Raw genomic sequence first — 22,153 nt, forward strand, 5'->3', positions numbered from 1 at the left:
TGATAGGGGAACCGGGTACAGGTAAAACGGCGATCGTGGAAGGACTTGCGCAGCGTATCGTGAACAAAGAGGTACCGCTCAGTCTGCAGAACATGCGCGTGGTCTCGCTGGACATGAGCAGGCTCATCGCCGGTGCCAAATACAGAGGTGAGTTCGAGGACAGGCTCAAAGCCATCGTGGATGAAGTCAAAAAAGCTGCCAATGTCATCCTGTTCATCGATGAGATCCATACGATCGTCGGTGCAGGTGCAAGCGAAGGAAGCATGGATGCTGCCAACATACTCAAGCCAGCACTGGCACGTGGGGAGCTGCATACCATAGGTGCCACCACGCTCAAAGAGTACAGAAAGTATTTTGAAAAAGATGCGGCGCTGCAGAGACGTTTCCAGCCGGTGAAGGTGGATGAGCCGAGCATCAATGAGGCACTGCAGATCCTTAGAGGTATCAAGGACAAGCTCGAAGCACACCATAACGTCAACATCACTGACTCTGCACTGGTAGCCGCTGCAAAACTGAGCGACCGCTATATCACCGACAGGTTCCTGCCGGATAAGGCCATCGACCTTATCGATGAAGCTGCAGCGGAATTGAAGATGCAGATAGAGTCTGAACCGACGGACCTTGCGAAATCAAAACGTGATATATCAACACTGCAGGTTGAAAGAGAAGCGCTCAAAATGGAAGAGAGCGATAAGAATACCGCCCGTCTTCAAGAGATAGAAAAAGAGTTGGCCGACCTGGAAGAGAAACGTATCTCGCTGCAGAACCAGTTCGACAATGAAAAGAACGTCTTTAATGAGATCGCTGAAGTGAAGACCAATATCGACTCACTTAAAACACAGGCAGAACATGTCAAAAGAGAAGGTGACTTCAACAAGGCGGCGGAGATAGAGTACGGACTTATCCCTGCAGAGAAAGAGAAACTCAAGAATCTTGAAGAGAAATGGTCGCAGATGATGTCTGAAGGTACGCTGCTCAAGAACTCTGTGGATGAAGAGATGATCGCCAGCATTGTCAGCCGTTGGACCGGTATCTCAGTCAGCAAGATGCTTCAGGGCGAGAAAGAGAAGATACTTGCGATCGAAAGTATCCTCAAAGAAGAGGTGGTCGGTCAGGAAGAGGCACTGAAAGCCGTGGCACGCGCCATTAAACGTAACAAGGCCGGATTGAGCGATGTCAACCGTCCTATCGGCAGCTTTATGTTCCTTGGGCCAACAGGTGTAGGTAAAACGCAGGTCGCGAAAACCCTTGCGAAATTCCTCTTTGACTCGGAGAAGTCACTGATCCGTATCGATATGAGCGAATATATGGAGAAACATGCAGCCAGCAGACTGGTCGGAGCACCTCCGGGGTATGTAGGGTATGAAGAGGGCGGACAGCTTACCGAAGCGGTCAGAAGAAAGCCTTATTCGGTCGTACTGTTCGACGAGATCGAAAAAGCACACCCGGATGTCTTCAACACCCTCCTGCAGGTACTCGATGATGGACGCTTGACGGACAATAAAGGTGTCACCATAGACTTTAAGAACACGATCATCATCATGACGTCGAACATCGCATCTGACAAGATCATGACGATCACGGACAAAGAAGAGAGAAGGGCAGCGGTCAGTGATGAACTGAAGCGACATTTCAAACCGGAGTTCCTGAACCGTCTTGATGATCAGGTGATCTTCAACCCGCTGGATCTGGATGCCATTACGAACATTGTGGATATCCTGTTCAAAAGTATCCAGGCAAAACTGGCCGAGCGTGACATCAGCATCACATTGAGCGACAGTGCCAAAGCATACATCGCAGAAGCCGGATTCGATCCTGTATACGGTGCCCGTCCGCTTAAAAGAGCACTCTATGAAGTGGTGGAGGACAGACTCGCAGAGCTGATACTGGAAGACAAAGTGGTCGAAGGTTCAAGCGTTGAGTTTGATGTACAGAACGGCGAGATCACGGTGAATATTAAATAATATAAACAAAACGTTTCCCTGCTGAATTTCCGCAAAGCAGGGAGACACTCTGCAACCTGCTGCGATCAATTGACCGTGGTGTTCTTATCTACTGATTTTACAGAGAGGTTTGTCCTATCGACAGGCTTGATCTCATGCACTTTGGCACTTTTCTGTTTTCCCCTTTCTGCCAGATAGACCCTGAACGATCTGATGTTCTGCAGATGCTCTTTATAGGTTTCGGTGAAATCATGTGTGCCTGAGGAATTGAGCATAAAGAAAAGATAGTTACTTTCTGCCGGCTGCATGGAAGCCTTCAGTGCGTCTATGCTGACCGTGCACAGAGGATCCGGCGGTAATCCTTTATACTTATAGGTATTATAGCGGCTCTTGTCACTTTTGATGCGTTGGGGTGTCACGATGGTACGTGAATACTTGCCGTAGTTGAGGGTACCGTCCATTTGCAGCTTCATACCTTGCTCCAGCCGGTTATATATCACCGAAGAGATCAACGGCATTTCGAGCACTGAGTTACTCTCTTTCTGGATGATCGAAGCGACTATATAGAGCATTTTCAGCTTCATGGCATCCGGCATTACGTCAAATGACTCTTCCAGCAATTTTTCCCAGGTACGGTCCGACGCTAAAAAGATATATTTCATGGTCGCATCTTCATCTGCCTTACGTGCGATGGTATAGCGTCCGGCAAGAATATCCGCTTCCTCAAAGCGTGCAAGGCTTTTGTAGACCTTTAAGAGTTTCTGCTGATCCAGTTTCATATCATTGGAGAGTCGGGCGCTAAGCTCATCTTTTGTCTCTCCTGCATAGACCACCACATCCATAAGGTCTTTGGTCTTTTGTTTATAGAGGTGCTGAAAAAACAGGATCCGGCCATACTTACGCGGCTCAACGCTGTACCATCCTTCTGTAGGCGTTTTTCTGAACATCAACATCATTTTGTCGAACCAGGTGACCTCATATCCGTTTGACTTGAGTGTCTCTACCACATCATCAATATGCGAAGAGGCGATGTAGAAGGTCCTGGTCCCTTCATTGACAGGCACAGCGTTATAGGCAATAGGAACGAGCAGTATGATCACATAGAGTTGAAAGTAAAATACAAAATGTCTGTATCTCTTAGTGAGAGTAGTGAGTGTCTTTTTTATGAACATATATTACTTTCAAATATAAATTTATGATTTATTATAGCAAAATTGCTTTATACAGTATGGATATCTTTCAAATTGTCATAGTTTTGAAGTTTATATATTATAATGAGAGCTAACCATTTTATGAGATAGAAGGATCAGGTATGATGCCGTTTAACCATTTGGGATGGGTCTTCAAATATCTTGGACCATTGATCTACCCCCATGCCATACGTGAGTCGCTCTGCAGTTTTTTAAAGCCACTTTCGAGGCATGCCGCGGTACTGGACCTGGGGTCCGGTACCGGGGTCATGAGTGAATTTGCTCATGCGTGCAGGGCTGACCTTCAATTCAGTGCCGTTGATCCTGCAGCGGGGATGCTGAAGTTCTCTGCGGCGTATATAGAAACCCATCAGGCATATGCGGAGCTGCTCCCTTTTGATGATGCCGGTTTTGAAGCGGTACTGATAGGTGAAGCCCTGCATCATTTTCAGGATGTGGACCACTCCGTAGAGGAGATCGTACGTGTGCTTCAACAGGAGGGAAGGCTTTTTATCTATGATTTTGATCCGACTACCTTTATGGGTAAAAATCTTTGCAGGATAGAAAAACTGTTCGGCGAGCCTGGAAACTTTTTCCCGCCTGAAGTGCTAAGGCAGAAACTGGAAAGCCACGGCTTTTCGGTCTCTGTCAGTCATTTTGGGTATCGTTATACGATTGCGGCACAATTGCGCTAGTGCTGTGTGTTACCGTATCAGGCACGGGAAGGCGGCAGGTCTTTTTTTGCCAAAAACGCATTGAACTGGTTGGCAAAAGCGTGGGCATCTTTGGTGCCAAAAGCCTTCGGACCTCCGATCATCTCGCCACTCTCTCTGATACTCTCCATCAGGTTTCTCATCGCCAGGTACTGTTTGATATTATCTACACTGTAGAGTTCACCTCTATGGTCAATGGCATGGGCCTGCTTACTGATGATCCTGTCTGCCAAAGGGATGTCGGCAGTGATCACCAGATCCTCCGCTTCACACAATGCAACAATATGATGGTCGGCTTCATCTGCACCCTGATCTACGATGATATACTCTATATGTTTAGATGAGCCTATATCTATCTTTTTATTGGCTATGACCTTGGTCGTCAGTGAGAGACGTTCAATGCTTCGCAGCACGATAGGCTTGAGAAGGTTGGGGAAAGCATCCCCGTCGATGAAAAGCGTCATACTATCTCTTTGACCCGTCCGACCTCACCGGTGTTCAGACGTACCTTTATACCGTGAGGATGGGTAGGGGAATTGGTGAGGATCTTCTGTACTTTTCCGTAGGTAAGCCTTCCCGTGGCCTGATCTTCTTTGAGTACCACACCCACATCCATACCATACCTGATGTTTGCTCTTTTTTGTCCGCCTGTCATCCTTTACGCCTTCGGTTCGTAGTTCAGGACTTTTTTAACCGTCTCGACAGAACAAAAGAAGACGGCATCAAAGAGAGGGTTCAATTTCACTTTATGCTCATCTATCATATCAAAAGGCTGAAAGAAAAAACCTGGGCCGTCTTCCTTAACGACCGGTTTGACATGAAAAACGATGGGTTTCAACGTACGTACCACATTGAGTATCTTTTTATACGCTTTCGTATCCGGAGTTGGCAGGAAATTGTCCTGCTTGCTCTCATTGATACGTGCTTTCAGTAAGAGTTGGAGTTTGTCATTGAAGATCACCTTGTTCCAGGTGACGGTCCCCAGTTCGATCCTGAATTCGCAGTTTCTTGCGGTAAGCGGATGAGGCCTGGTTTCACGTATAGCCTCTAAGAGTTGAAGAAAAAAGTTCTTTCCGCCAAAGTTCATTGCACACTCAAGAAGTTCCTCATGGTACCGTTTTTTTTCTTCTTCGGTCAATGCATTGAAGTCACACATAGCACTTCCTTCTGTTTTTGTCTAATTATACCTAAAAAGGCTGGGGTGGGGGATCGATTCTTATGGTTCTGTTGCTTCTATGGAATAAATTAATCATCAAAAGATGCTATACACGATGTTTCCACATTTATACTTTATGATATACTAAATGACAAAAGGATTGATCATGTTACATAAAAAAACAAAATATCTGGGTTTGGCAGTGGCAGCATCCTCAGCACTGTTCTTTTCGGCCTGTACGCCAGTGCATAACGGGTACTATGATGGAAGATACTATGATGCGGGATACTATGATCCGGCTCCCTACACGAGTGTAAGAATATCGCTCTCAAGCTATAGCTATCCATATTATTTCGGCGTACCGTATTATTACTACAACGGGATCTACTATTATGGTGGAACGTACAAAAATGGTTATTACTATTTCGGTAACCGTAAATTCCGTCAAGGCCACTACTTCCACGACGGATATAGATACCATAACAGACGCCGTTATCGTGCACAAGAGGGGAACTACGGATACTACAGAAGCAAAACTGCCTACCAAAATTCCAGTCACTACAGAAACCGTGCCCGCAACAGTGTCTTCGACAGTAGAGGGAATATCAATACCAGAACCAATACCAGAGATACTGTCAGAACAAGGACCAGGGTCAACCAGAACGGGGAGCGTGTCAGAACGCAGACCAGAGTGAACCAGGACGGACAGCGTGTCAGAACACAGACGAGAGTGAACCAGAACGGCGAACGTGTCAGAACACAGACCAGAGTCAACCAGGACGGACAACGTGTCAGAACACAGACTAGGGTCAATCAAAATGGTGATCAGGTCAGAACAAGAACCAGAGTCAACCAGGAGGGACAGCGTGTCAGAACGCAGACCAGAACTAATCAGAATGGTGATCAGATCAAAACAAGAGATAGAGTGAGGGAGAGAGACACTACCCAAAGATAAACAGGGCAGTGTAATTATCTGAAAAAAGCCACCTCATATGAGGTGGACCCGGAAATTTATTCCAATTCTCCGTTTCCGTAATGTTCAAAGAGGTAGTCTGTGGTGACTCTCGCTGCTTCTTCATCCATTGGTGCCTTGAAGTGGTCGATCATTTTATCCACTTTCCCGCGCCAGAACTTCTTGGACTGTCTTCTCTGGTTTGTAATATATCCGAAAGAGTGACACATGAGACAGTGTGTCTGTATGGCATCAAATCCGTCCCCCATCTTGATAGGAAAAGCTACATAAGGTACTTCAACTTTCTCTTTCACCTGTGCAAAAAGCGGTGATGCCAGCAGTGCTGCAACTAAAATCAGTTTTTTCATTATACTACCTCCACAGTAACTTCATCGATACCGTTATATTTGTATCCGCCGTGATTCCACTTGATATCTTTGGCAAATGGTTGTTCTTGACCTATTTTATTGATCGCTTTCGCCATGATCGTCACTTTTCCAAATGTCGTCGGTTTATAGGGATACCTGAAGGCTCTGTAGGCATAACGGCCGAGCTTACCGTCATCGAGGATCGCTTTCTCCCATGTTTTTCCACCGTCCGTAGAGATAAGTACATCCTGTATCCCATGTCCGTCATCCCATGCCACACCGCGTATGACCACGTGAGACTTGTGCGATACCAGGGAATCTTTTGTCGGATAGCCGATCACAGACTTCACGTTCATTTTTTTGATAGGTTTCGTTTTCGGGAATCTTTTTTCCGGTGTTTCTGATTCTGTTTCATTATCCGGCACACGGTAGGCAACATCCATGAAGAAGAGCTTTTTGTATTCATTCGTCACGGTGATGTTGGAAAGCATTTTTACCCATGAGTCAGAGTAGTATCCCGGAAGTACAAGTCTGAGAGGATACCCATTGAGGTAGGGAAGGTCCTCCCCGTTCATTTCGTAGGCCAGGATCACATGGTCATCCAGCTCACTCAGCTCAAGTTCACGTACAAATTCAGGTGTTTCGTAATAGGCAGCTCTTTCAGAACCGTTGAATCCGATCCACTTTGCGTCTTTTTCCAGTCCGGCCAGGTTGAGAATATCTCTTAGACGTACCCCTTTCCATGTGGCACAACCCATGGCTCCTGAACCCCATTGAATACCGCCTGCGATCGGTTGAAAAGCAGAACGGCTGTTCCCGCCGCATTGCAGTACGGCCGTAACTTCTACCTGTTCGAACTTGGTCTTGAGGTCATTTAGTGAGATCTTCAGTTCATTTTTGACCAGACCATTGACATGGATGGTAAAGGTATCAGGGTCGATGTGGGTAGGAATATCCGGCATATGCCAGCGCACGAAAAACTGGTCATTCGGCGTAAGTACATGTGTGAAAACATCTCTCGGAGTCTCCAACAACGGCGGTCTGTCAGAGTACATGATCAGAGGTCTTTTCTCAGGGAAGGCGACAGGTGATATTTCTCTGTCATCTATAGGCTGCTGGGTCACACCAGCTTCTGCTGTATTGGTACCAACAGCGGCTGCACCGGCTGCGATAGCTGCTTTTTTAAAAAAGTCTCTTCTTTCCATGGGTTGCCTTTCAGTGATAAATATTATGTGTGATTATCTGTAAAATTATCTTAATTGATACTGAAAGCGTCCTTGATACGGTCATTATAGAGGGAGGGTGTAACGTTTTTTGAACCCCTGGATGCTTTATCATCAATTGTTTTTACTTATGTAAAATAAAATATTGATAAATCAGATTTATGTTTAAGGGGCCTCTACCGTATTATACGCTCTATCTCCAGCATCTCCCAGTCCCGGAACGATAAACATATGTTCATCAAGTTTTTCATCGATCTGTGCAATGAAGAGTGCCACGTCCGGATGTTTTTGTTCCAGAATATCCATGCCTTCAGGAGAACCGACAATGTTCAGCGACAGGATCCTCTTGGGAGATTTTCCTTTAATGACAGAGATGGCATCGCACAGAGATCCACCGGTTGCGACCATGGGATCAAGCACTATCACTGTTTTGTCTTTGCATTCAGGAATACGGTCATAGTAAAGCACGCTCTGATGGGTTCTTTCATCCCGTTTCATGGCCAGAAATCCTGATGAGGATTTGGGGAAAAGCGCTGTGACAGACTCTATCATAGGAAGTCCGGCACGTAAAATAGTGACGAAAATGAGATCTTCCTCTTTGATGAAGCCGAATGTTCTCTCCCCCTGCCATGTCGTAATGATCTGATCTTCCAGTGCGTCATCTTTGAGCGCTTCATATGCAAGGAGACGGCTGAGCTCATGAAGGATATGCCGAAAACGCAGGGCATCGGTTTGTGTTTCTCTTAAATGGTTCACCAAGGTCTTTATCACCGGATTAGTTAGTTCATGGATCATACTATGCCTTTGTGTTTGAATATTTTTTTATTATATCTAAACTTGCTCTCATGTTCCGAATCCGGAAACGATCTGAAATCCGAGCAGTATGAGGTTTAGCGCGATCGCCGTGACAGGGACCATCATCGGATAGGTTCTGATATTTTTCGGGTGAGGGTCCCTGCGCTTGATAATAAGAAGTGAAGTGTTGACAAGCGTAAAGATGATAAAGATCAGAAAGCTGCTGGACTGTGCCAGGGTGACAATGGGGAAATAGGTTGAAAGAAGAAAGACGATGGTTCCGGCAAGTATCGTAGCGTTCACGGGGGTATGTGTTTTTGGATGGACGATGCTGAGAAAGCCAGGTATCCAGCCATGGGTGCTCATGCCATAGAAGATCCTGGATGCCATGATGATCTGCACAAGGGCACCGTTGATGACTGCGAACAAGGCTATGATGCCCAGGGTTGTTGCTTGACTGTGGGTGGCTGTCTCATACACTTTTGCCAATGGTGCGCTGGAGCCTGCAAGTTCTTCAACGGAGATGACAGAGATGGAAACCAAGGCAACAATGATATAGACGAAGGTAGCGATGGCAAGCGTGATAAGTATGGCTTTGGGCATAGTATGGGTGGGGTCTTTGACCTCTTCGGCAATATTGACCATGTCCTCAAAACCTATAAAAGCATAAAAGGCTAAAAATGCTCCTAAGATAACCGTGCTGACCAAAGCAAGATCCATGGGCGGAACAAAAGACCTAAAGGTTTGCATATCCCATGAGATATCCCCAAAACCCACAAAGATCACCATAAAAAGACCAAAGGTCTCAATCAGTGTCAATAATGCCGTGATCATGATCGATTGGGAGATTCCCCATATCGCAATACCGCTGATGAGCATCACAGTGACCAGCGTGGTGATGCTCTCAGGTACCTGTATGAACATACTCAGATAGCTCTGAAACCCATCTAAAAGTGTCGCAGCGGAGAGCAGACCTGATAAGGCGATGGTAAGACCCACGAGCGTAGAGAGATGTGGACTGTTGAATCCGGCATTGATATAGACGGCAACTCCGGCACTTTGCGGAAACCTTGAACTGAGCTCTGCATAGGTCAATGCGGTGAAAAATACGACGATGCATGCCAGCAGAAAGGAAAGGGGCAAATAGATCCCGGCTATACCTGCTATCTCGCCTATCAGTACATAGATGCCCGCACCGAAGATATTACCCAGTCCATAAAAAATGAGCATGGTCAACGTGACATTGCGTTTTAACTTGGGTGTATGTTCATATCTCATATTGGTACTATAACTTCTATTCACTTTATGGCAGTATATATCAGTCTAAATTAGATGTACCGGTTATTTGACCTTTGTACCAATTATAGCTAGAATAAGACTACAGTTAGAGATAGAATAGAGAAGGTCTAGAGATGGCAACCAAAAAAACGAAAGATGTTCCAAAAATAAAACAATCCAAGATCGGCTTTGATGATGTAGTAGGGCATAAGCAGATAAAAGATCGTCTCAAGGGGATCATCAAGATCATTGAAAAGCCGGAGATGCTTGAACGCTTCGATACCCCCATTCCCAAAGGCCTGCTGCTCTACGGACCGATAAGCGTCGGTAAAAGTCTGCTTGCCAAAGCATTTGCAAAAGAGGCGGGACTTTCATATTTGGAAATATCAGGCTCTAAACTTTTTGAACTTGAGTATATCAAAGAGGTCTACGATACAGCATCGAAACATGCTCCCTGTGTCGTGATATTGGAAGATATTGATATCAAAGGCATTATGCAGGGAGCGATCACCAATGTTTCGTTCTCTGATATTGCCAAGGTGATGGAGTCGTCTGATGAGCGCGTTTTTACCATCGCCACTGCTGAGAGCCTGGATGAGATCGATCCTGTATTGACCTCGTCGCAGAAGCTCGATTTTCTGTTGGAGGTTTTGGAACTGGACAAGGATGCCAGAAGGTTCTTTATAGAAAAGATCATGGAAAAACCGCATGATCCCGATATCAATGTGGAACGTATCGTACGCTACATTACCGGCATGAGCGCGCTGGAGCTTGAAAGAATAGGGCGTATGGCAGCACTGAGCGTCGTGGAGCAGGACAAAGAAGTTATCACGGAAGAGATACTGATAGAGCAGATAAATATTATAAAATATGGGCACAAAGTTGAAAAGAAAATGGTTGAAACGCTTGAGAAAGAGCTGAAAATGACAGCCTATCATGAAGCGGCGCATGCGGTGCTTTCCGTACTGCTTTTGCCTCATATCAAGATCGAGCAGGTGACCATTTCCCCTCGAAGCAAAATGCTAGGTTTCGTCTCTTACAACGAAGAGGATCCTTTATCCAATATCTCAAAGATCGATCTCTTCCATGATATTTGCGTGCTTTTGTCCGGCCGAATAGCAAAAGTGAAAAAGATGGGAGATGATCAGATGGACAGCGGTGCACAAAATGATCTTGCACAGGCCTCTTTACAGGCCTATGCTGCCATTACCACACTGGGAATGGATAAAGAACTGGGCTATATCAACCTCAATGCTATCAATAGTCTGGATAACTATTTCCTGGAGCAGCAGATAGAAAAAAGGTTCCTGCATTGGATGCATGTCGCAAAACAAAATGCAGAAAAATTGGTCGATGCCCACTGGGACAAGATAGAAACCCTGGCTCAAAAGCTCATAGAACAGGAGATCGTAGAGAGCGATGAACTCTCCTCCATCATAGGGGAGGAAGAGTTCACCCATAAGATCCCCGACAGCATATAACTGTTGTATGGACTTGTTCATTTGTGCTATACTTTACTAGACAGATCGCATATCATCCTCTTGCGAATAGCTGAATCTGAAGTTTGTTGCAGTGGTTCAAGCCGAAACAGCAGCCATGTAAAAAGGTAAAATGAATGAAATATCTTGAAGTGATCATCAGTGCCAACAGTTTCGATACCGTTCAAAAGATCGCGGAAAATGTCGAAGCGGAAGATCTGCGTTATGAGCCCGAAAATGAGGATGGCATGCAGCTGTTCCGTATGCTCGTAAGTGACGACGAACTGCAAAAAGCACTTGACAGTTTTTCCAAGATCATCGGCTCCCAGCCAACAGCAAAGGTGGTCGTTCTGCCTGTAGAAGCATGCCTGCCGTTACCCGAAGAGGATGAGCAGGAAAAAGAGAATAAAGCAACAGCTGCGAGAGAGTCGATCTATGAAGAGGTAGAGAAGAACGCACACATCAACATCAACTTTATTGTGCTGGTCACTTTGTCAACGATCGTTGCCGCCATCGGCCTGATCGAAAACAACGTCGCAGTGGTGATCGGTGCCATGGTGATCGCGCCGCTGCTTGGTCCGAATATTGCATTGAGTTTTGCAACGGCCCTTGGAGATATAAAACTGATGATCGCTTCGGTCAAGACCACTATATTGGGCATTAGTATTGCCATCTTTCTGTCGTATGTCATAGCGCTCATTCTCCCTATGTCTTTGGAGAGCCATGAGGTTCTGATGCGGACAAATGTAGGAGTTGATTCGGTGATCCTGGCCTTGGCGTCGGGTGCCGCTGCAGCGCTCTCGATCACCACAGGACTCTCCGGTGTTCTCGTAGGTGTCATGGTCGCCGTCGCGCTCCTTCCCCCTGCAGCAGTATTAGGATTGATGCTCGGAGATCAGCGTTTTGATCTGGCTTTCAATGCGGGAATGCTGCTTGCGATCAACATCGTCAGTATCAACCTATCGAGTAAGATCGTTTTTGTATTGAAGGGTGTCACACCTAGAACATGGTTTGAAAAAGAGAAAGCCAAGCATGCGATGATGTGGTATATCTCTGTATGGATCATTACACTGATCGTCCTGATGCTTTTGATTTACCTTTAAACTGCCATGCAAAACGTTCCATGATCAGTCACAGGATGTAGATATAGGAATGGTAGCGATTTTATCTAATTTGCTGTACAATAAAATATGGATGTACATAATTTTTTTCTGATACTTTTTTTAATATTGGTCACAGCAAGGATCCTGGGGGAACTGTTCGCCCGCCTGGGCATTCCCTCGGTGATGGGTGAGCTGAGCGCCGGTATACTTCTGGGAGTTTCAGGACTAGGACTCATAGAGGTGAACGATGTACTGAAAGTACTTGCAGAGATCGGTATTCTCCTGCTGCTCTTTGAGATCGGATTGGAAACGGATATCCACCGTCTAAAGCAGGCAGGGGGGAAAGCGACCATTGTTGCATTGTTCGGTGCCGTGTTCCCCTTCACGGTTTCCGCCCTGATCGCCTACTATCTCTTCGGTCTGTCACTGGCAGTTTCACTTTTCATCGGCGGTACGCTCACTGCAACGAGCATCGGTATCACCATGAGGGTGTTAAAAGACCTGCAGAAAGAACACTCAGAAGTTGCACAGGTTGTCATCGGTGCAGCAGTACTGGATGATATCATGGGTGTCATTATCCTGGTCTTCATTTACGATTATGCCACCACGCAAGCGTTATCTCTGAGCAATACACTGAACACTACGGTATTTATCCTGCTGTTCCTGCTCATTGCACCGGCTTTTGCCAATTTCATCTCTACATTTATGAAAAAATTCGATGAGCACCAAAAGGTTCCCGGCTTCATCCCAACGGTCATCATCTCACTGATAGCACTCTTTGCCTATTTTTCGCATCTTTTCGGCGCACCTGAGATCTTAGGTTCTTTTGCCGCCGGTATTGCGCTCTCAAGACGTTTTATACTGCCTTTCGGTATGGGACTGAGGAACGATGAAGTCTTTTTGGAAAAGGTAAAGAACGCTATCACCCCCATAGCACAGATGTTCACACCGATATTTTTCGTGATGGTCGGTTTATCGATGAATCTAAAGGTCATAGATCTTACATCGTCAAGGTTTTGGACCCTCGCATTTGTGTTCCTGCTTATCGCCATTATCGGAAAATATATGGGAGCCTTGCTGCTGAAGAACACTACCGCATTGAAAAAGGCACTGATCGGTATCTCCATGGTCCCGCGCGGAGAAGTAGGGCTGATATTTGCCGAAGTAGGGCGGATGAACAGTATACTGAATGACGAGATCTATGCGGTGCTTATCTTCGTTATCATTGTGACAACGGTAGCCCCGCCATTTTTGCTGAAGTTTCTTTTTAAATACGAGAAGGAATGACGCATCTGTTTATTTTAATTTACTTTTAGAATAACTACAATAAATTTTATGTTATACTAAAAAGTAATTTTAAGTTAAAAAGGAGTTGTCATGGAAATGATATATGTTGTAATTGGTATCGTGATAGGTGTAGTGGCCGCTATTTTTCTTGATGTAGATTCTTTATCGAATCTATGGGCGAAGAAAGAGGAAGAGATCGATGATAAAGTAGAGCATGACGAGGCGGGAAAATAATGTAGAACGTGTCTCCTCAATAACCATCGGTTTTGAGGAGATTACGCTTCGCTGATCTTACTTACCACTCTTTCACAAAAAGTGCCGAAATCAGGCAATTCCAACTTACTTTCCCGCTGTTTTGTTCCCCACATCGGTTCAGGGAAATAGCTGTCTTCTTCAAAACGTGCCATTATGTGCCAATGGACATGCGGCACGTAGTTGCCAAAACTGGCAATATTGATCTTTTTGGGATCATAGTAGGCGATCATCTCTTTCTCAATGGTATCCAGAAGATCATAAATTTCAAATTTGACCGATCCCGGAACTTCGCTCATCTCTTTATAGGGCATTTGCGTAAAGATCTTCAGCCAGGGTATTTCACTGGCCTCTACTTCTATCTTGATGGTTTCGTTTTCATAGATGACCGACATTAACGTATCCTTCTTAGTCTTTTGTTGCCTAGTTTGTATATATGCGAAGGCTGTCCGGTTGCTTTGATCGGCTCGATGATCACATCTGCTGCCTTTCTGGCAAAATACCCGTCATAGGATTCACCGCTAAGGTTCGCAGAGCTGGTATAGGCCCATTTCAGACGATCCAGCAGTAAAAGATGGTGTGTGTCCTGTATCACCCGATAGGATTTTCCATCAGGCAGGATAAATGTCGTTTTTTTCGATCTGCGAACCCTCTTTTTATGTGCAGTCGGCACACGTACAGTTTGTGTAAGGGTCTGCAGTGAATTGACCGCTTTGATGTAGTGTTTGTGAGGGGGGCGCTGCTTGATAGTGGTAATTCTCTCTGCATTTTGTGAGACAAAACCGATGGTGGTATCTGTTTGAGTCAAAAAAACCTTATCTTTAAAAGGATCATTCTGCATCTATCTTTTCCTTAGCACAGCAAACGCTTAAGCCCGATCCGGCAGTGGAACTGCAGACCGATCATCATGATCTTTCCTGTCTCTTACAGAGATCAGGAGAGATAATCCTGTAACGCTTTAGGATCGAGCGAACCATCGATAGCCTTCAGCTCTTTGATCGCCATAGCCGTTGCTTTGGCAGCGGATATCGTGGTAAAGTACGCAACATGGTTGGCCAGAACGGACTCTCTGATGGTCTTGGCATCTGTTTTGCTTCCTGCATTGTCAGAGGTATTGATGGCCAGGGCGATCTCTTCATTGCGTATCATGTCATCGATATTCGGACGGCCTTCCGAGATCTTCAATACTTTCGATGAAGCCACTCCTGCAGCTTCCAGTGCGGCATGCGTACCCGAAGTTGCAACGATCTCGAAGCCAAGGTCCGTGAACATTTTGCCTACTTCCCCTGCATGCGGTTTGTCATTTTCAGTGAGGGAAAGGAAGAGCTTGCCTTCAAGCGGAATGTTGTTCTTGGAGGCGAACTGACTCTTGGCAAAACTCATACCGAACGTACTGGAGACACCCATGACCTCACCGGTAGATTTCATCTCAGGTCCCAGGATAAGGTCAGAACCTGGAAGTTTATTGAAAGGGAAGACCGCTTCTTTGACGGCGACGTGGCCTTTGAGTGTCGGTTCCATGATCTTTTTGTCAAAGTTCACTACATTGAAGGTATCATAGAACTTCAAGGCTTCTTTCAGGTCACCCTGTATCATCACCCTTGTGGCTACTTTTGCCAAAGGTACACCGGTTGCTTTGGAAACGAACGGAACGGTTCTTGAGGCTCTGGGGTTCACTTCAATAAGATAGATCTCTCCTTTATGAATAGCGAACTGGATATTCAGAAGACCGATCACACCAAGACCAAGTGCTATCTTCGCAGTCTGCTCTTTTACCTCTTCCTGCAGTGCTTCAGAGATGGAAACAGGCGGCAGTGAACATGCAGAGTCCCCAGAGTGGATCCCCGCTTCCTCAATGTGCTGCATCACTGAACCGATATAGACATCTTTGCCATCGGAAATTGCATCAACATCAAGCTCTATCGCATTGTCAAGGAACTTGTCTATCAGTACCGGTGCATCATTGGAGACACGGACCGCTTCATCCATATAGCTTCTCAGCTCTTTATCACTGTAGACGGTTTTCATACCACGGCCGCCCAGTACAAAACTCGGACGTACCAGTACAGGATATCCGATGCGGTTGGCTATGGCCATCGCCTCGTCTTTTGCAAAGGCGGTACCGTTATCCGGCTGTTTCAATCCAAGCTCATTGATGAACTGCGAGAACTGCTCTCTGTCCTCAGCAAGGTCGATCACTTTTGCAGAGGTTCCGGAAATATTTGCTCCGATCGCTGTAAGGTTCTTGGCCAGTTTGAGCGGGGTCTGTCCACCGAAGTGCACGATCACGCCGTCTGGTTTTTCAAGCTCAATGACATTTCTGACATGCTCGAAGTCTATCGGTTCAAAGTAAAGTATATCTGACGTGTCATAATCGGTAGAGACCGTTTCCGGGTTGCAGTTGTACATGATGGATTTCACACCCATGTCCTTCAGGGCGAACGCTGCATGGACACAGCAGTAGTCAAACTCAATACCCTGACCGATACGGTTCGGACCGCCGCCGATGACAAGCACTTTTTTCTCCTGCGCATCACTGAAGTTTTCCGTTTTCGGCAGTTTGGTAATGTTGGTGGTAGAGTAGAGATACGGCGTCAATGCTTTATACTCCGCAGCACAGGTATCCACTTCATTGTATTCAAGCGTGATACCCATTTTTTCTCTGGCCGTATAAATATCATTCTCCGTAAGAGACAATCCCTCTTTCTTGTTGATGACTTCAGCGATCATAATGTCAGAGAAACCTTCACTTTTGACCTCTCTGAGACGTGTAGCGTCGGAGAGCAGGGCAATGTCCATCTCTTTCTCACGCGATGCCAGTTCTTCCAGCTGATAGAGGAACCATCTGTCTATTTTACAGAGCTCAAAGATCTCATCGACGGACATGCCGCGTCTGAGCCCTTCAAAGACATAAAGCATTCTGTGTTCATTGGGACGACGGATCTCACGTATCAGCTCTTCTTCTTCGCACTGAATGGGGTTAAACCCTGTAAATCCTGTCTCGAGTGAACAGAGTGCTTTTTGGAACGACTCTTTGAAGGTACGTCCTATGGCCATGGCTTCACCCACAGACTTCATCGCGGTCGTAAGGGTTGAGTTCGCATGCGGGAACTTTTCAAAGGTAAATCTGGGAAGTTTGGTCACGATATAGTCGATCACCGGTTCAAATGATGCAGGCGTGCCGGTAATATCGTTCGTGATCTCATCCAGCGTAAAGCCGACCGCAAGCAGTGTCGCCACTTTGGCAATAGGGTAGCCTGTCGCTTTGGATGCCAGGGCAGAAGAACGGCTTACCCTCGGGTTCATCTCAATGACGATCATACGTCCGGTATCCGGGTTGATGGAGAACTGCACATTGGACCCGCCTGTATCGACACCTATTTCACGCAGGATCTTGAAAGAGGCATCCCTCATCTTCTGGTACTCTTTATCTGTCAGGGTCAGGGCAGGGGCGATAGTGATGGAGTCTCCGGTATGTACGCCCATAGGATCAAAGTTCTCAATAGAACAGATGATGATACAGTTGTCCGCTTTGTCACGTATCACTTCCATCTCGAACTCTTTCCATCCGAGCAGAGATTCCTCTATAAGGATCTCGGAAATAGGGCTCGCTTCCAGACCGCTTTTGACGATCTCTTTGTATTCATCCATATTGTACGCGACACCTGAACCGCCGCCCGCCATCGTGAACGATGCGCGGATGATAAGCGGGAATCCTATGTTCTTGGCAGCATCAAGGGCTTCGTCCATACTGTAGGCATATTGAGAGATAGGCAGGTCCATCCCGATCCTGATCATCGCTTCCTTGAACGCTTGTCTGTCTTCGCCTTTCTTAATGGCTTCAGGGTTTGCACCAAGAAACTCAATACCCTCCAGCATACCGGCCTCATGCATATCCATAGCCACGTTCAGCGCCGTTTGTCCACCCATCGTTGGCAATATGGCATCCACCTTTTCCTGTTTGATGATCTTATCGATCACTTCAGGTGTGATAGGTTCAATGTAGGTACGGTCAGCAAATTCGGGGTCTGTCATGATCGTCGCAGGGTTGGAGTTGATCAGGACCACTCTGTAGCCCAGTTCTTTCAGTGTTTTGGCCGCTTGTGTTCCGGAATAATCAAATTCACAGGCTTGCCCGATAACTATAGGCCCCGAACCGATAAGTAAAATGGTTTTGATGTCATTGCGTTTTGGCATAGAGAGATACCCTTGATTTTTAGTTTAATATTATAGCTGAAGCAGACAAATAAGCCCCTTAAATAAAAGCAGCATTTCGCTACTTTAGAAGAGGTCAAAGCTGCTTATATCAGGTTTCGGTCTGGCTGGTCTGACAGCATTGTTCTGTCTTTTTTTAGCTACTTCCGGTACTTCTGCAGGCGACTCCGGTTCTATCACTTCCTCCTGTGTCTGATCGATCCGGCTGGGGATGCTCGAAACTCTTTCCGTGCTCGCATTGAGGTCTTTCAGTCCCATTTCCTCTTTGAGAGAAGAGAGATTCTGTTCTTCACTGCTATTTCCCGCAGTGAATACGGGTTCCAGCTTCGTGGCATTGGAGTCAAAGCCTTCGGCAAGGGTAGCCTTTGCATCATTGATCAGAAAAAATGTTTTGGGATGGAATACGTCACTGTATGTTTTGATGTGGGCCACCGCATAGGAGCTCTGTACTTCGATCTTGGAGACGATGCCTACAGGAACATTTTCAAAAAATATACCATCCAGGCCTGAGGTCACTACTTTGTCACCTTCCTTGATTTTATGCCATTTCGGAATGAACTTGACGATCATTTCATTTTCACTCTTCCCAAGTGCAATACCCGGTGCCTTCTTCTCTCCTATAAAAACGGAAAAACGGGATTTTTGATCTGATGTGAGGTATCCGTAGAGCTGACCGTTCTGAATTCTGGCTATGCCTGCAACGACATACCCCTGCATAAGACCATAAAGCTTATTGTTTTCCAGCCCTTTTGGATTGGTCAGTATGATCTGGGAAAAACTGTTCAGTTTGACATAAGAGATGGTTTCAACGATGGAAATGCTCGGCACAGGCAAGCGACTTAGTCTGGGCAGGACATCGTAGATACTTTTTACCTGTTCGATGTAGTGCATCTGCTCCAGCAGACGTTTTCGCAAAACACGGTTCTCTTTGCTCAGTTTTTCTATGGACTCTTTTTGAAAGATATAGCTCTGGCTTTTGTCTTCCAGGTCCTGTGTAAAGTTTTGATAGGATTGTTTGATAGGGTTAATGATACCCAGAAGGGTACCTGTGATGCGCTCATCATTTCGTGAAAGCAATATTGTCAGGATCAGCAACAGTATTGCTATGATGATAAGTCTAGTCTTCATAGGCCATTTGTTGAAGTATATCTATTTCATCCAGTGCGATACCTGTACCTCTGGCAACTGCAAGAAGGGGATCTTCCGCAACATAGACAGGAAGTTTTACCAGGTCTGAAAGATACTTGTCCAAACCTCTTATCAGTGCACCACCGCCGGTAAGAACGATACCGTTCTCGACGATATCGCCGGCCAGTTCAGGCGGGATCTGCTCAAGCACGTCTTTCAGCGCTTCCCCAATAGTTTCGATAGAATCATGCATGGCTGCTCTTATATGCTCTGAAGTGATTTCCACAGCAATAAGACTTCCCTCGATCTGATCTCTACCACGTACAGTCGTAGTGAGCTCTTCCTTCAGCTGAACAGCGGTACCGATATTGATCTTCAGCTCTTCAGCAACACGTTCACCGATCAGCAGGTTGAAGTTCTTTTTAAGGTAGTCAATAATAGCCAGATCAATATGGTCACCTGCTACACGAATAGACTTGGATAGAACAAGTCCTCCGAGAGAGGTAACACCGATCTCTGTCGTACCGCCACCGATATCAACGACCAGGTTACCATTCGGGTCTTTTACCGGGATACCGGCACCGATCGCAGCTGCCATAGGCTCCTCTATCAGATAGACATATCTTGCACCGGCATTCGCAGCGGATTCTTTCACTGCCCGTCTTTCAACCTGCGTCAATCCGTAAGGCACACAGATGATAATACGCGGAGAGAAGAAACCTTTTCGTTTATGTGCTTTTTCAATAAAATAGCGGATCATCATTTCAGTTATTTCAAAATCAGCGATAACACCGTCTTTCATAGGACGAATAGCTTTGATGTTCCCAGGTGTTTTACCTACCATGTCCTTTGCTTCCTGCCCGACCGCAAGTATTTTCTGTTTACCGTGTTTATCATATTGAATAGCCACCACAGATGGCTCATTAATGCTGATACCTTGTCCTTTTACCAGTACAAGAGTGTTTGCTGTTCCCAGGTCGATCGCCAGATCGTTAGAAAACATCCCTAATAGTCCTTTAAACATTTATATATCCTTTTTTATTTATTGTCATTATGCTGTTTTTTTATCTTTTATATACAAAGGTTTCGCCCCTGACTCCACCACATCATTGGTGATCACTACCTCATAACCGGCCAGTTCAGGCAACTCATACATGATATCCAGGAGGATCTCCTCAAGTATGGTACGCAACCCTCTTGCACCCGTTTTTCTATCCAGTGCTTTTTGTGCGATCGATGCCAGCGCATCCTCTTCGAAACTCAGTTTCACATCATCCAGTTCAAAGAGTTTCTGGTACTGTTTGAGCAGAGAGTTCTTAGGCTCGACCAAAATACGGACCATGTCTTCCTTCGTGATCTCGTTTAATGTAGCAAGCACATGCAGACGGCCAATCAGCTCGGGGATCAGTCCGTAGGTGACCAGGTCATCCGCTTCAACCAGATGAAGAAGGTTCGCCTCTTCCTTTTTGGAACGTTTTTCCTGACCGAACCCAAGTACGTTCGCACCAAGCCTTCTTCTGAGTATGTCGTTCAGTCCGTCAAATGCACCGCCGCATATGAAGAGTATATTGGAAGTATCGATCTGTATGAAATCCTGGTTGGGGTGTTTTCGTCCGCCTTTTGGCGGAATGTTCACCACGGACCCTTCGATAAGTTTCAGGAGGGCCTGTTGAACACCTTCACCGGAAACGTCACGTGTAATGGAACGGTTTTCTCCCATTCTGGCGATCTTGTCCACTTCATCAATGAAAACGATACCCTGTTCAGCACGTTTGGGGTCACCGTCCGCAGCCATCAACAGTTTGGTCAGGATATTCTCTACATCTTCACCCACATAGCCGGCTTCTGTAAGATTGGTTGCATCAGCTATGGCAATAGGCACGTTCAAAAATCTTGCGATCGTTTGTGCCAAAAGTGTTTTACCCGAACCGGTAGGCCCGACAAGCAGGACATTGGATTTCGCTATTTGTGTCTCGTCGTCCGCGTTCACCCTGAAAATACGCTTATAGTGGTTATACACGGCAACAGAGAGTGTTTTTTTTGCTTTTTCCTGACCAATGACATATTCATCGAGCATCATGTTGATCTCTTTGGGTGTATAAAGCGTCTGTGGACCTAACCCTTCTGTCTCCTCATCCTGCTCTTCTTCTCCAAAGAGAATCTTGTAGGCAGAGATGACACAGTTTGAGCAAATGTAGGCATTTTCACCAGCGATGAGCGGATTTTCTTCACTCTCTTGTGCTTCACAAAAGCTGCATGCTTTGGTTGTCATTTATTATCCTCTTTATGTTTTGTTCGTGTGAATGGGATGCCTCTTTTAGAGTTCATGATAAATTCGCACAATTGTTTTACTTTTTCCGAACTGCTGGTCTTAAAAATACTTTCCGCTACTTCCTGGAGGGGGTTTCCCTGTTCAAAAAGTTCTCTATAGGCGGTTTTCAGCGCATTGATCTCTTCTCTCTCGATATGTCTGCGCAGGCCGGTGAGGTTAAGTCCTCTTAAATTTGCACGGTTACCCTCGGCCAGACAGAAAGGAGGGATATCCTGCGCCAGGGCACTGGCCCCGCCGATCATGGCATAGTCACCGATCTTCACGAACTGATGTACCGGCGTAAGCCCGCCGATCACGACATGATCGCCCAGTTCGACATGACCCGCCAGTGTGGCACCGTTCGCAAGTATACAGTGGTTCCCCAGGATCACATCATGTCCCAGGTGCACGTAGCCCATCAGAAGATTTCCGTTTCCGATCCTTGTCACAGAGCCGCCGCCTTCGGTACCCGGATTAAGAAGGGTAAATTCTCTGATCGTATTGTTATCACCGATGATGAGCTCTACATGTTCACCGTGATATTTCAAGTCCTGCGGTATCGTACCTACCGCGGCATGCGGGAATATGCGGTTGTTCTTGCCGATGGTGGTATGGCCTTCGATCACCGCATGCGAAGCCACAGTCGTATTGTCGCCTATTTTGACATTGTGACCGATATAGGCAAAAGGACCTACGGAAACATTGTCTCCCAGGACTGCTCCATCTTCTATGACCGCTGAAGGGTGAATTAAAGACATCCA

The 22,153-nt window shown here is 46.1% G+C and carries 22 protein-coding genes; 7 read left to right on the top strand and 15 right to left on the bottom strand.

Translation table 11 applies throughout. The features are described 5' to 3' along the window. Positions 1 to 1,964: ATP-dependent Clp protease ATP-binding subunit (locus VIM88_RS06570; protein ID WP_331862089.1), on the top strand; the 1,964-nt coding region annotated here is incomplete at its 5' end. A 65-nt stretch (positions 1,965 to 2,029) separates the two neighbouring features. On the opposite strand, the gene mltG is transcribed toward VIM88_RS06570, so the two are convergent. Then, positions 2,030 to 3,115 carry an endolytic transglycosylase MltG gene (mltG, locus tag VIM88_RS06575; protein ID WP_331862090.1) on the bottom strand — a complete coding sequence of 362 codons (1,086 nt, stop codon included), beginning with the start codon at positions 3,113 to 3,115 and terminating at the stop codon, positions 2,030 to 2,032. Between the two features lie 140 nt (positions 3,116 to 3,255). Here mltG and VIM88_RS06580 point away from each other — a divergent pair, with 140 nt between their 5' ends. Further along, a complete protein-coding gene (locus tag VIM88_RS06580) occupies positions 3,256 to 3,828 on the top strand; it encodes a class I SAM-dependent methyltransferase (RefSeq protein ID WP_331862091.1) in 573 nt (190 codons plus the stop codon). Positions 3,829 to 3,845: 17 nt separating this feature from the next. Here the strand turns inward: VIM88_RS06580 and VIM88_RS06585 are convergent, their stop codons facing one another. The 3 genes from VIM88_RS06585 to VIM88_RS06595 are packed head-to-tail and all read right to left on the bottom strand — an operon-like array spanning position 3,846 to position 5,002. Further along, positions 3,846 to 4,310, bottom strand: a complete 465-nt coding sequence (locus VIM88_RS06585) for a YaiI/YqxD family protein (protein WP_331862092.1) — start codon at positions 4,308 to 4,310, stop codon at positions 3,846 to 3,848. Further along, entirely contained in the window at positions 4,307 to 4,501 is a 195-nt protein-coding gene (locus VIM88_RS06590) for a YwbE family protein (protein WP_331862093.1), read from the bottom strand. Before VIM88_RS06590 ends, VIM88_RS06585 begins: the two co-directional genes overlap by 4 nt. Positions 4,502 to 4,504: 3 nt before the next feature. After that, positions 4,505 to 5,002 carry a hypothetical protein gene (locus VIM88_RS06595; protein WP_331862094.1) on the bottom strand — a complete coding sequence of 166 codons (498 nt, stop codon included), beginning with the start codon at positions 5,000 to 5,002 and terminating at the stop codon, positions 4,505 to 4,507. Positions 5,003 to 5,168: 166 nt separating this feature from the next. On the opposite strand from VIM88_RS06595, the gene VIM88_RS06600 reads away from it, so the two are divergent. Next, complete coding sequence (locus VIM88_RS06600) at positions 5,169 to 5,957, top strand: hypothetical protein (RefSeq protein ID WP_331862095.1); 789 nt, start codon at positions 5,169 to 5,171, stop codon at positions 5,955 to 5,957. A gap of 56 nt (positions 5,958 to 6,013) precedes the next feature. Here VIM88_RS06600 and VIM88_RS06605 read toward each other — a convergent pair whose 3' ends face one another. From VIM88_RS06605 to VIM88_RS06620, 4 genes are all read right to left on the bottom strand, one after another. Then, positions 6,014 to 6,322 carry a sulfite:cytochrome C oxidoreductase subunit B gene (locus VIM88_RS06605; RefSeq protein ID WP_331862096.1) on the bottom strand — a complete coding sequence of 103 codons (309 nt, stop codon included), beginning with the start codon at positions 6,320 to 6,322 and terminating at the stop codon, positions 6,014 to 6,016. After that, positions 6,322 to 7,527 carry a molybdopterin-dependent oxidoreductase gene (locus VIM88_RS06610; RefSeq protein WP_331862097.1) on the bottom strand — a complete coding sequence of 402 codons (1,206 nt, stop codon included), beginning with the start codon at positions 7,525 to 7,527 and terminating at the stop codon, positions 6,322 to 6,324. Before VIM88_RS06610 ends, VIM88_RS06605 begins: the two co-directional genes overlap by 1 nt. 183 nt (positions 7,528 to 7,710) lie before the next feature. Then, positions 7,711 to 8,340, bottom strand: a complete 630-nt coding sequence (upp, locus tag VIM88_RS06615; RefSeq protein ID WP_331862098.1) for a uracil phosphoribosyltransferase — start codon at positions 8,338 to 8,340, stop codon at positions 7,711 to 7,713. 48 nt (positions 8,341 to 8,388) lie between these two features. After that, positions 8,389 to 9,618: an APC family permease gene (locus tag VIM88_RS06620; protein WP_331862099.1), complete on the bottom strand. Its 1,230-nt coding sequence runs from the start codon at positions 9,616 to 9,618 to the stop codon at positions 8,389 to 8,391. Positions 9,619 to 9,752: 134 nt separating this feature from the next. Between VIM88_RS06620 and VIM88_RS06625 the strand changes: the two genes are divergently transcribed. The 4 genes from VIM88_RS06625 (at position 9,753) to VIM88_RS06640 (ending at position 13,720) form a co-directional block, all read left to right on the top strand. Next, positions 9,753 to 11,099 (top strand): AAA family ATPase, encoded by a 1,347-nt coding sequence (locus VIM88_RS06625; protein ID WP_331862100.1) that lies wholly within the window; start codon positions 9,753 to 9,755, stop codon positions 11,097 to 11,099. A 134-nt stretch (positions 11,100 to 11,233) separates the two neighbouring features. Beyond that, the gene (locus tag VIM88_RS06630; RefSeq protein WP_331862101.1) at positions 11,234 to 12,199 is read left to right on the top strand and encodes a TIGR00341 family protein; all 966 of its coding nucleotides are present in this window, start codon (positions 11,234 to 11,236) and stop codon (positions 12,197 to 12,199) included. An 87-nt stretch (positions 12,200 to 12,286) separates the two neighbouring features. Then, complete coding sequence (locus tag VIM88_RS06635; protein WP_331862102.1) at positions 12,287 to 13,486, top strand: cation:proton antiporter; 1,200 nt, start codon at positions 12,287 to 12,289, stop codon at positions 13,484 to 13,486. A 90-nt stretch (positions 13,487 to 13,576) separates the two neighbouring features. Beyond that, entirely contained in the window at positions 13,577 to 13,720 is a 144-nt protein-coding gene (locus VIM88_RS06640) for a hypothetical protein (protein WP_331862103.1), read from the top strand. Positions 13,721 to 13,761: 41 nt separating this feature from the next. Here VIM88_RS06640 and VIM88_RS06645 read toward each other — a convergent pair whose 3' ends face one another. The 7 genes from VIM88_RS06645 to lpxA all read right to left on the bottom strand — a co-directional run bounded on the left by VIM88_RS06645 (position 13,762) and on the right by lpxA (position 22,150). Next, on the bottom strand, positions 13,762 to 14,133 hold the full coding sequence (locus tag VIM88_RS06645; RefSeq protein ID WP_331862104.1) for an HIT family protein: 372 nt from the start codon (positions 14,131 to 14,133) through the stop codon (positions 13,762 to 13,764). Further along, on the bottom strand, positions 14,133 to 14,579 hold the full coding sequence (locus VIM88_RS06650) for a Sua5 YciO YrdC YwlC family protein (RefSeq protein ID WP_331862105.1): 447 nt from the start codon (positions 14,577 to 14,579) through the stop codon (positions 14,133 to 14,135). The genes VIM88_RS06645 and VIM88_RS06650 overlap by 1 nt, the downstream gene beginning before the upstream one ends. Before the next feature lie 92 nt (positions 14,580 to 14,671). Beyond that, positions 14,672 to 17,935 (bottom strand): carbamoyl-phosphate synthase large subunit, encoded by a 3,264-nt coding sequence (gene carB, locus VIM88_RS06655; RefSeq protein WP_331862106.1) that lies wholly within the window; start codon positions 17,933 to 17,935, stop codon positions 14,672 to 14,674. A gap of 84 nt (positions 17,936 to 18,019) precedes the next feature. Beyond that, positions 18,020 to 19,081: a rod shape-determining protein MreC gene (gene mreC, locus VIM88_RS06660; RefSeq protein ID WP_331862107.1), complete on the bottom strand. Its 1,062-nt coding sequence runs from the start codon at positions 19,079 to 19,081 to the stop codon at positions 18,020 to 18,022. Continuing rightward, on the bottom strand, positions 19,071 to 20,105 hold the full coding sequence (locus VIM88_RS06665; protein ID WP_331862108.1) for a rod shape-determining protein: 1,035 nt from the start codon (positions 20,103 to 20,105) through the stop codon (positions 19,071 to 19,073). Before VIM88_RS06665 ends, mreC begins: the two co-directional genes overlap by 11 nt. Before the next feature lie 27 nt (positions 20,106 to 20,132). Further along, positions 20,133 to 21,353: an ATP-dependent Clp protease ATP-binding subunit ClpX gene (gene clpX, locus VIM88_RS06670; protein WP_331862109.1), complete on the bottom strand. Its 1,221-nt coding sequence runs from the start codon at positions 21,351 to 21,353 to the stop codon at positions 20,133 to 20,135. After that, a complete protein-coding gene (lpxA, locus tag VIM88_RS06675; protein ID WP_331862110.1) occupies positions 21,350 to 22,150 on the bottom strand; it encodes an acyl-ACP--UDP-N-acetylglucosamine O-acyltransferase in 801 nt (266 codons plus the stop codon). The genes clpX and lpxA overlap by 4 nt, the downstream gene beginning before the upstream one ends. Positions 22,151 to 22,153: the final 3 nt, after the last annotated feature.

It is taken from the genome of Sulfurovum sp., from assembly GCF_036568385.1.
GTDB lineage: Bacteria > Campylobacterota > Campylobacteria > Campylobacterales > Sulfurovaceae > Sulfurovum.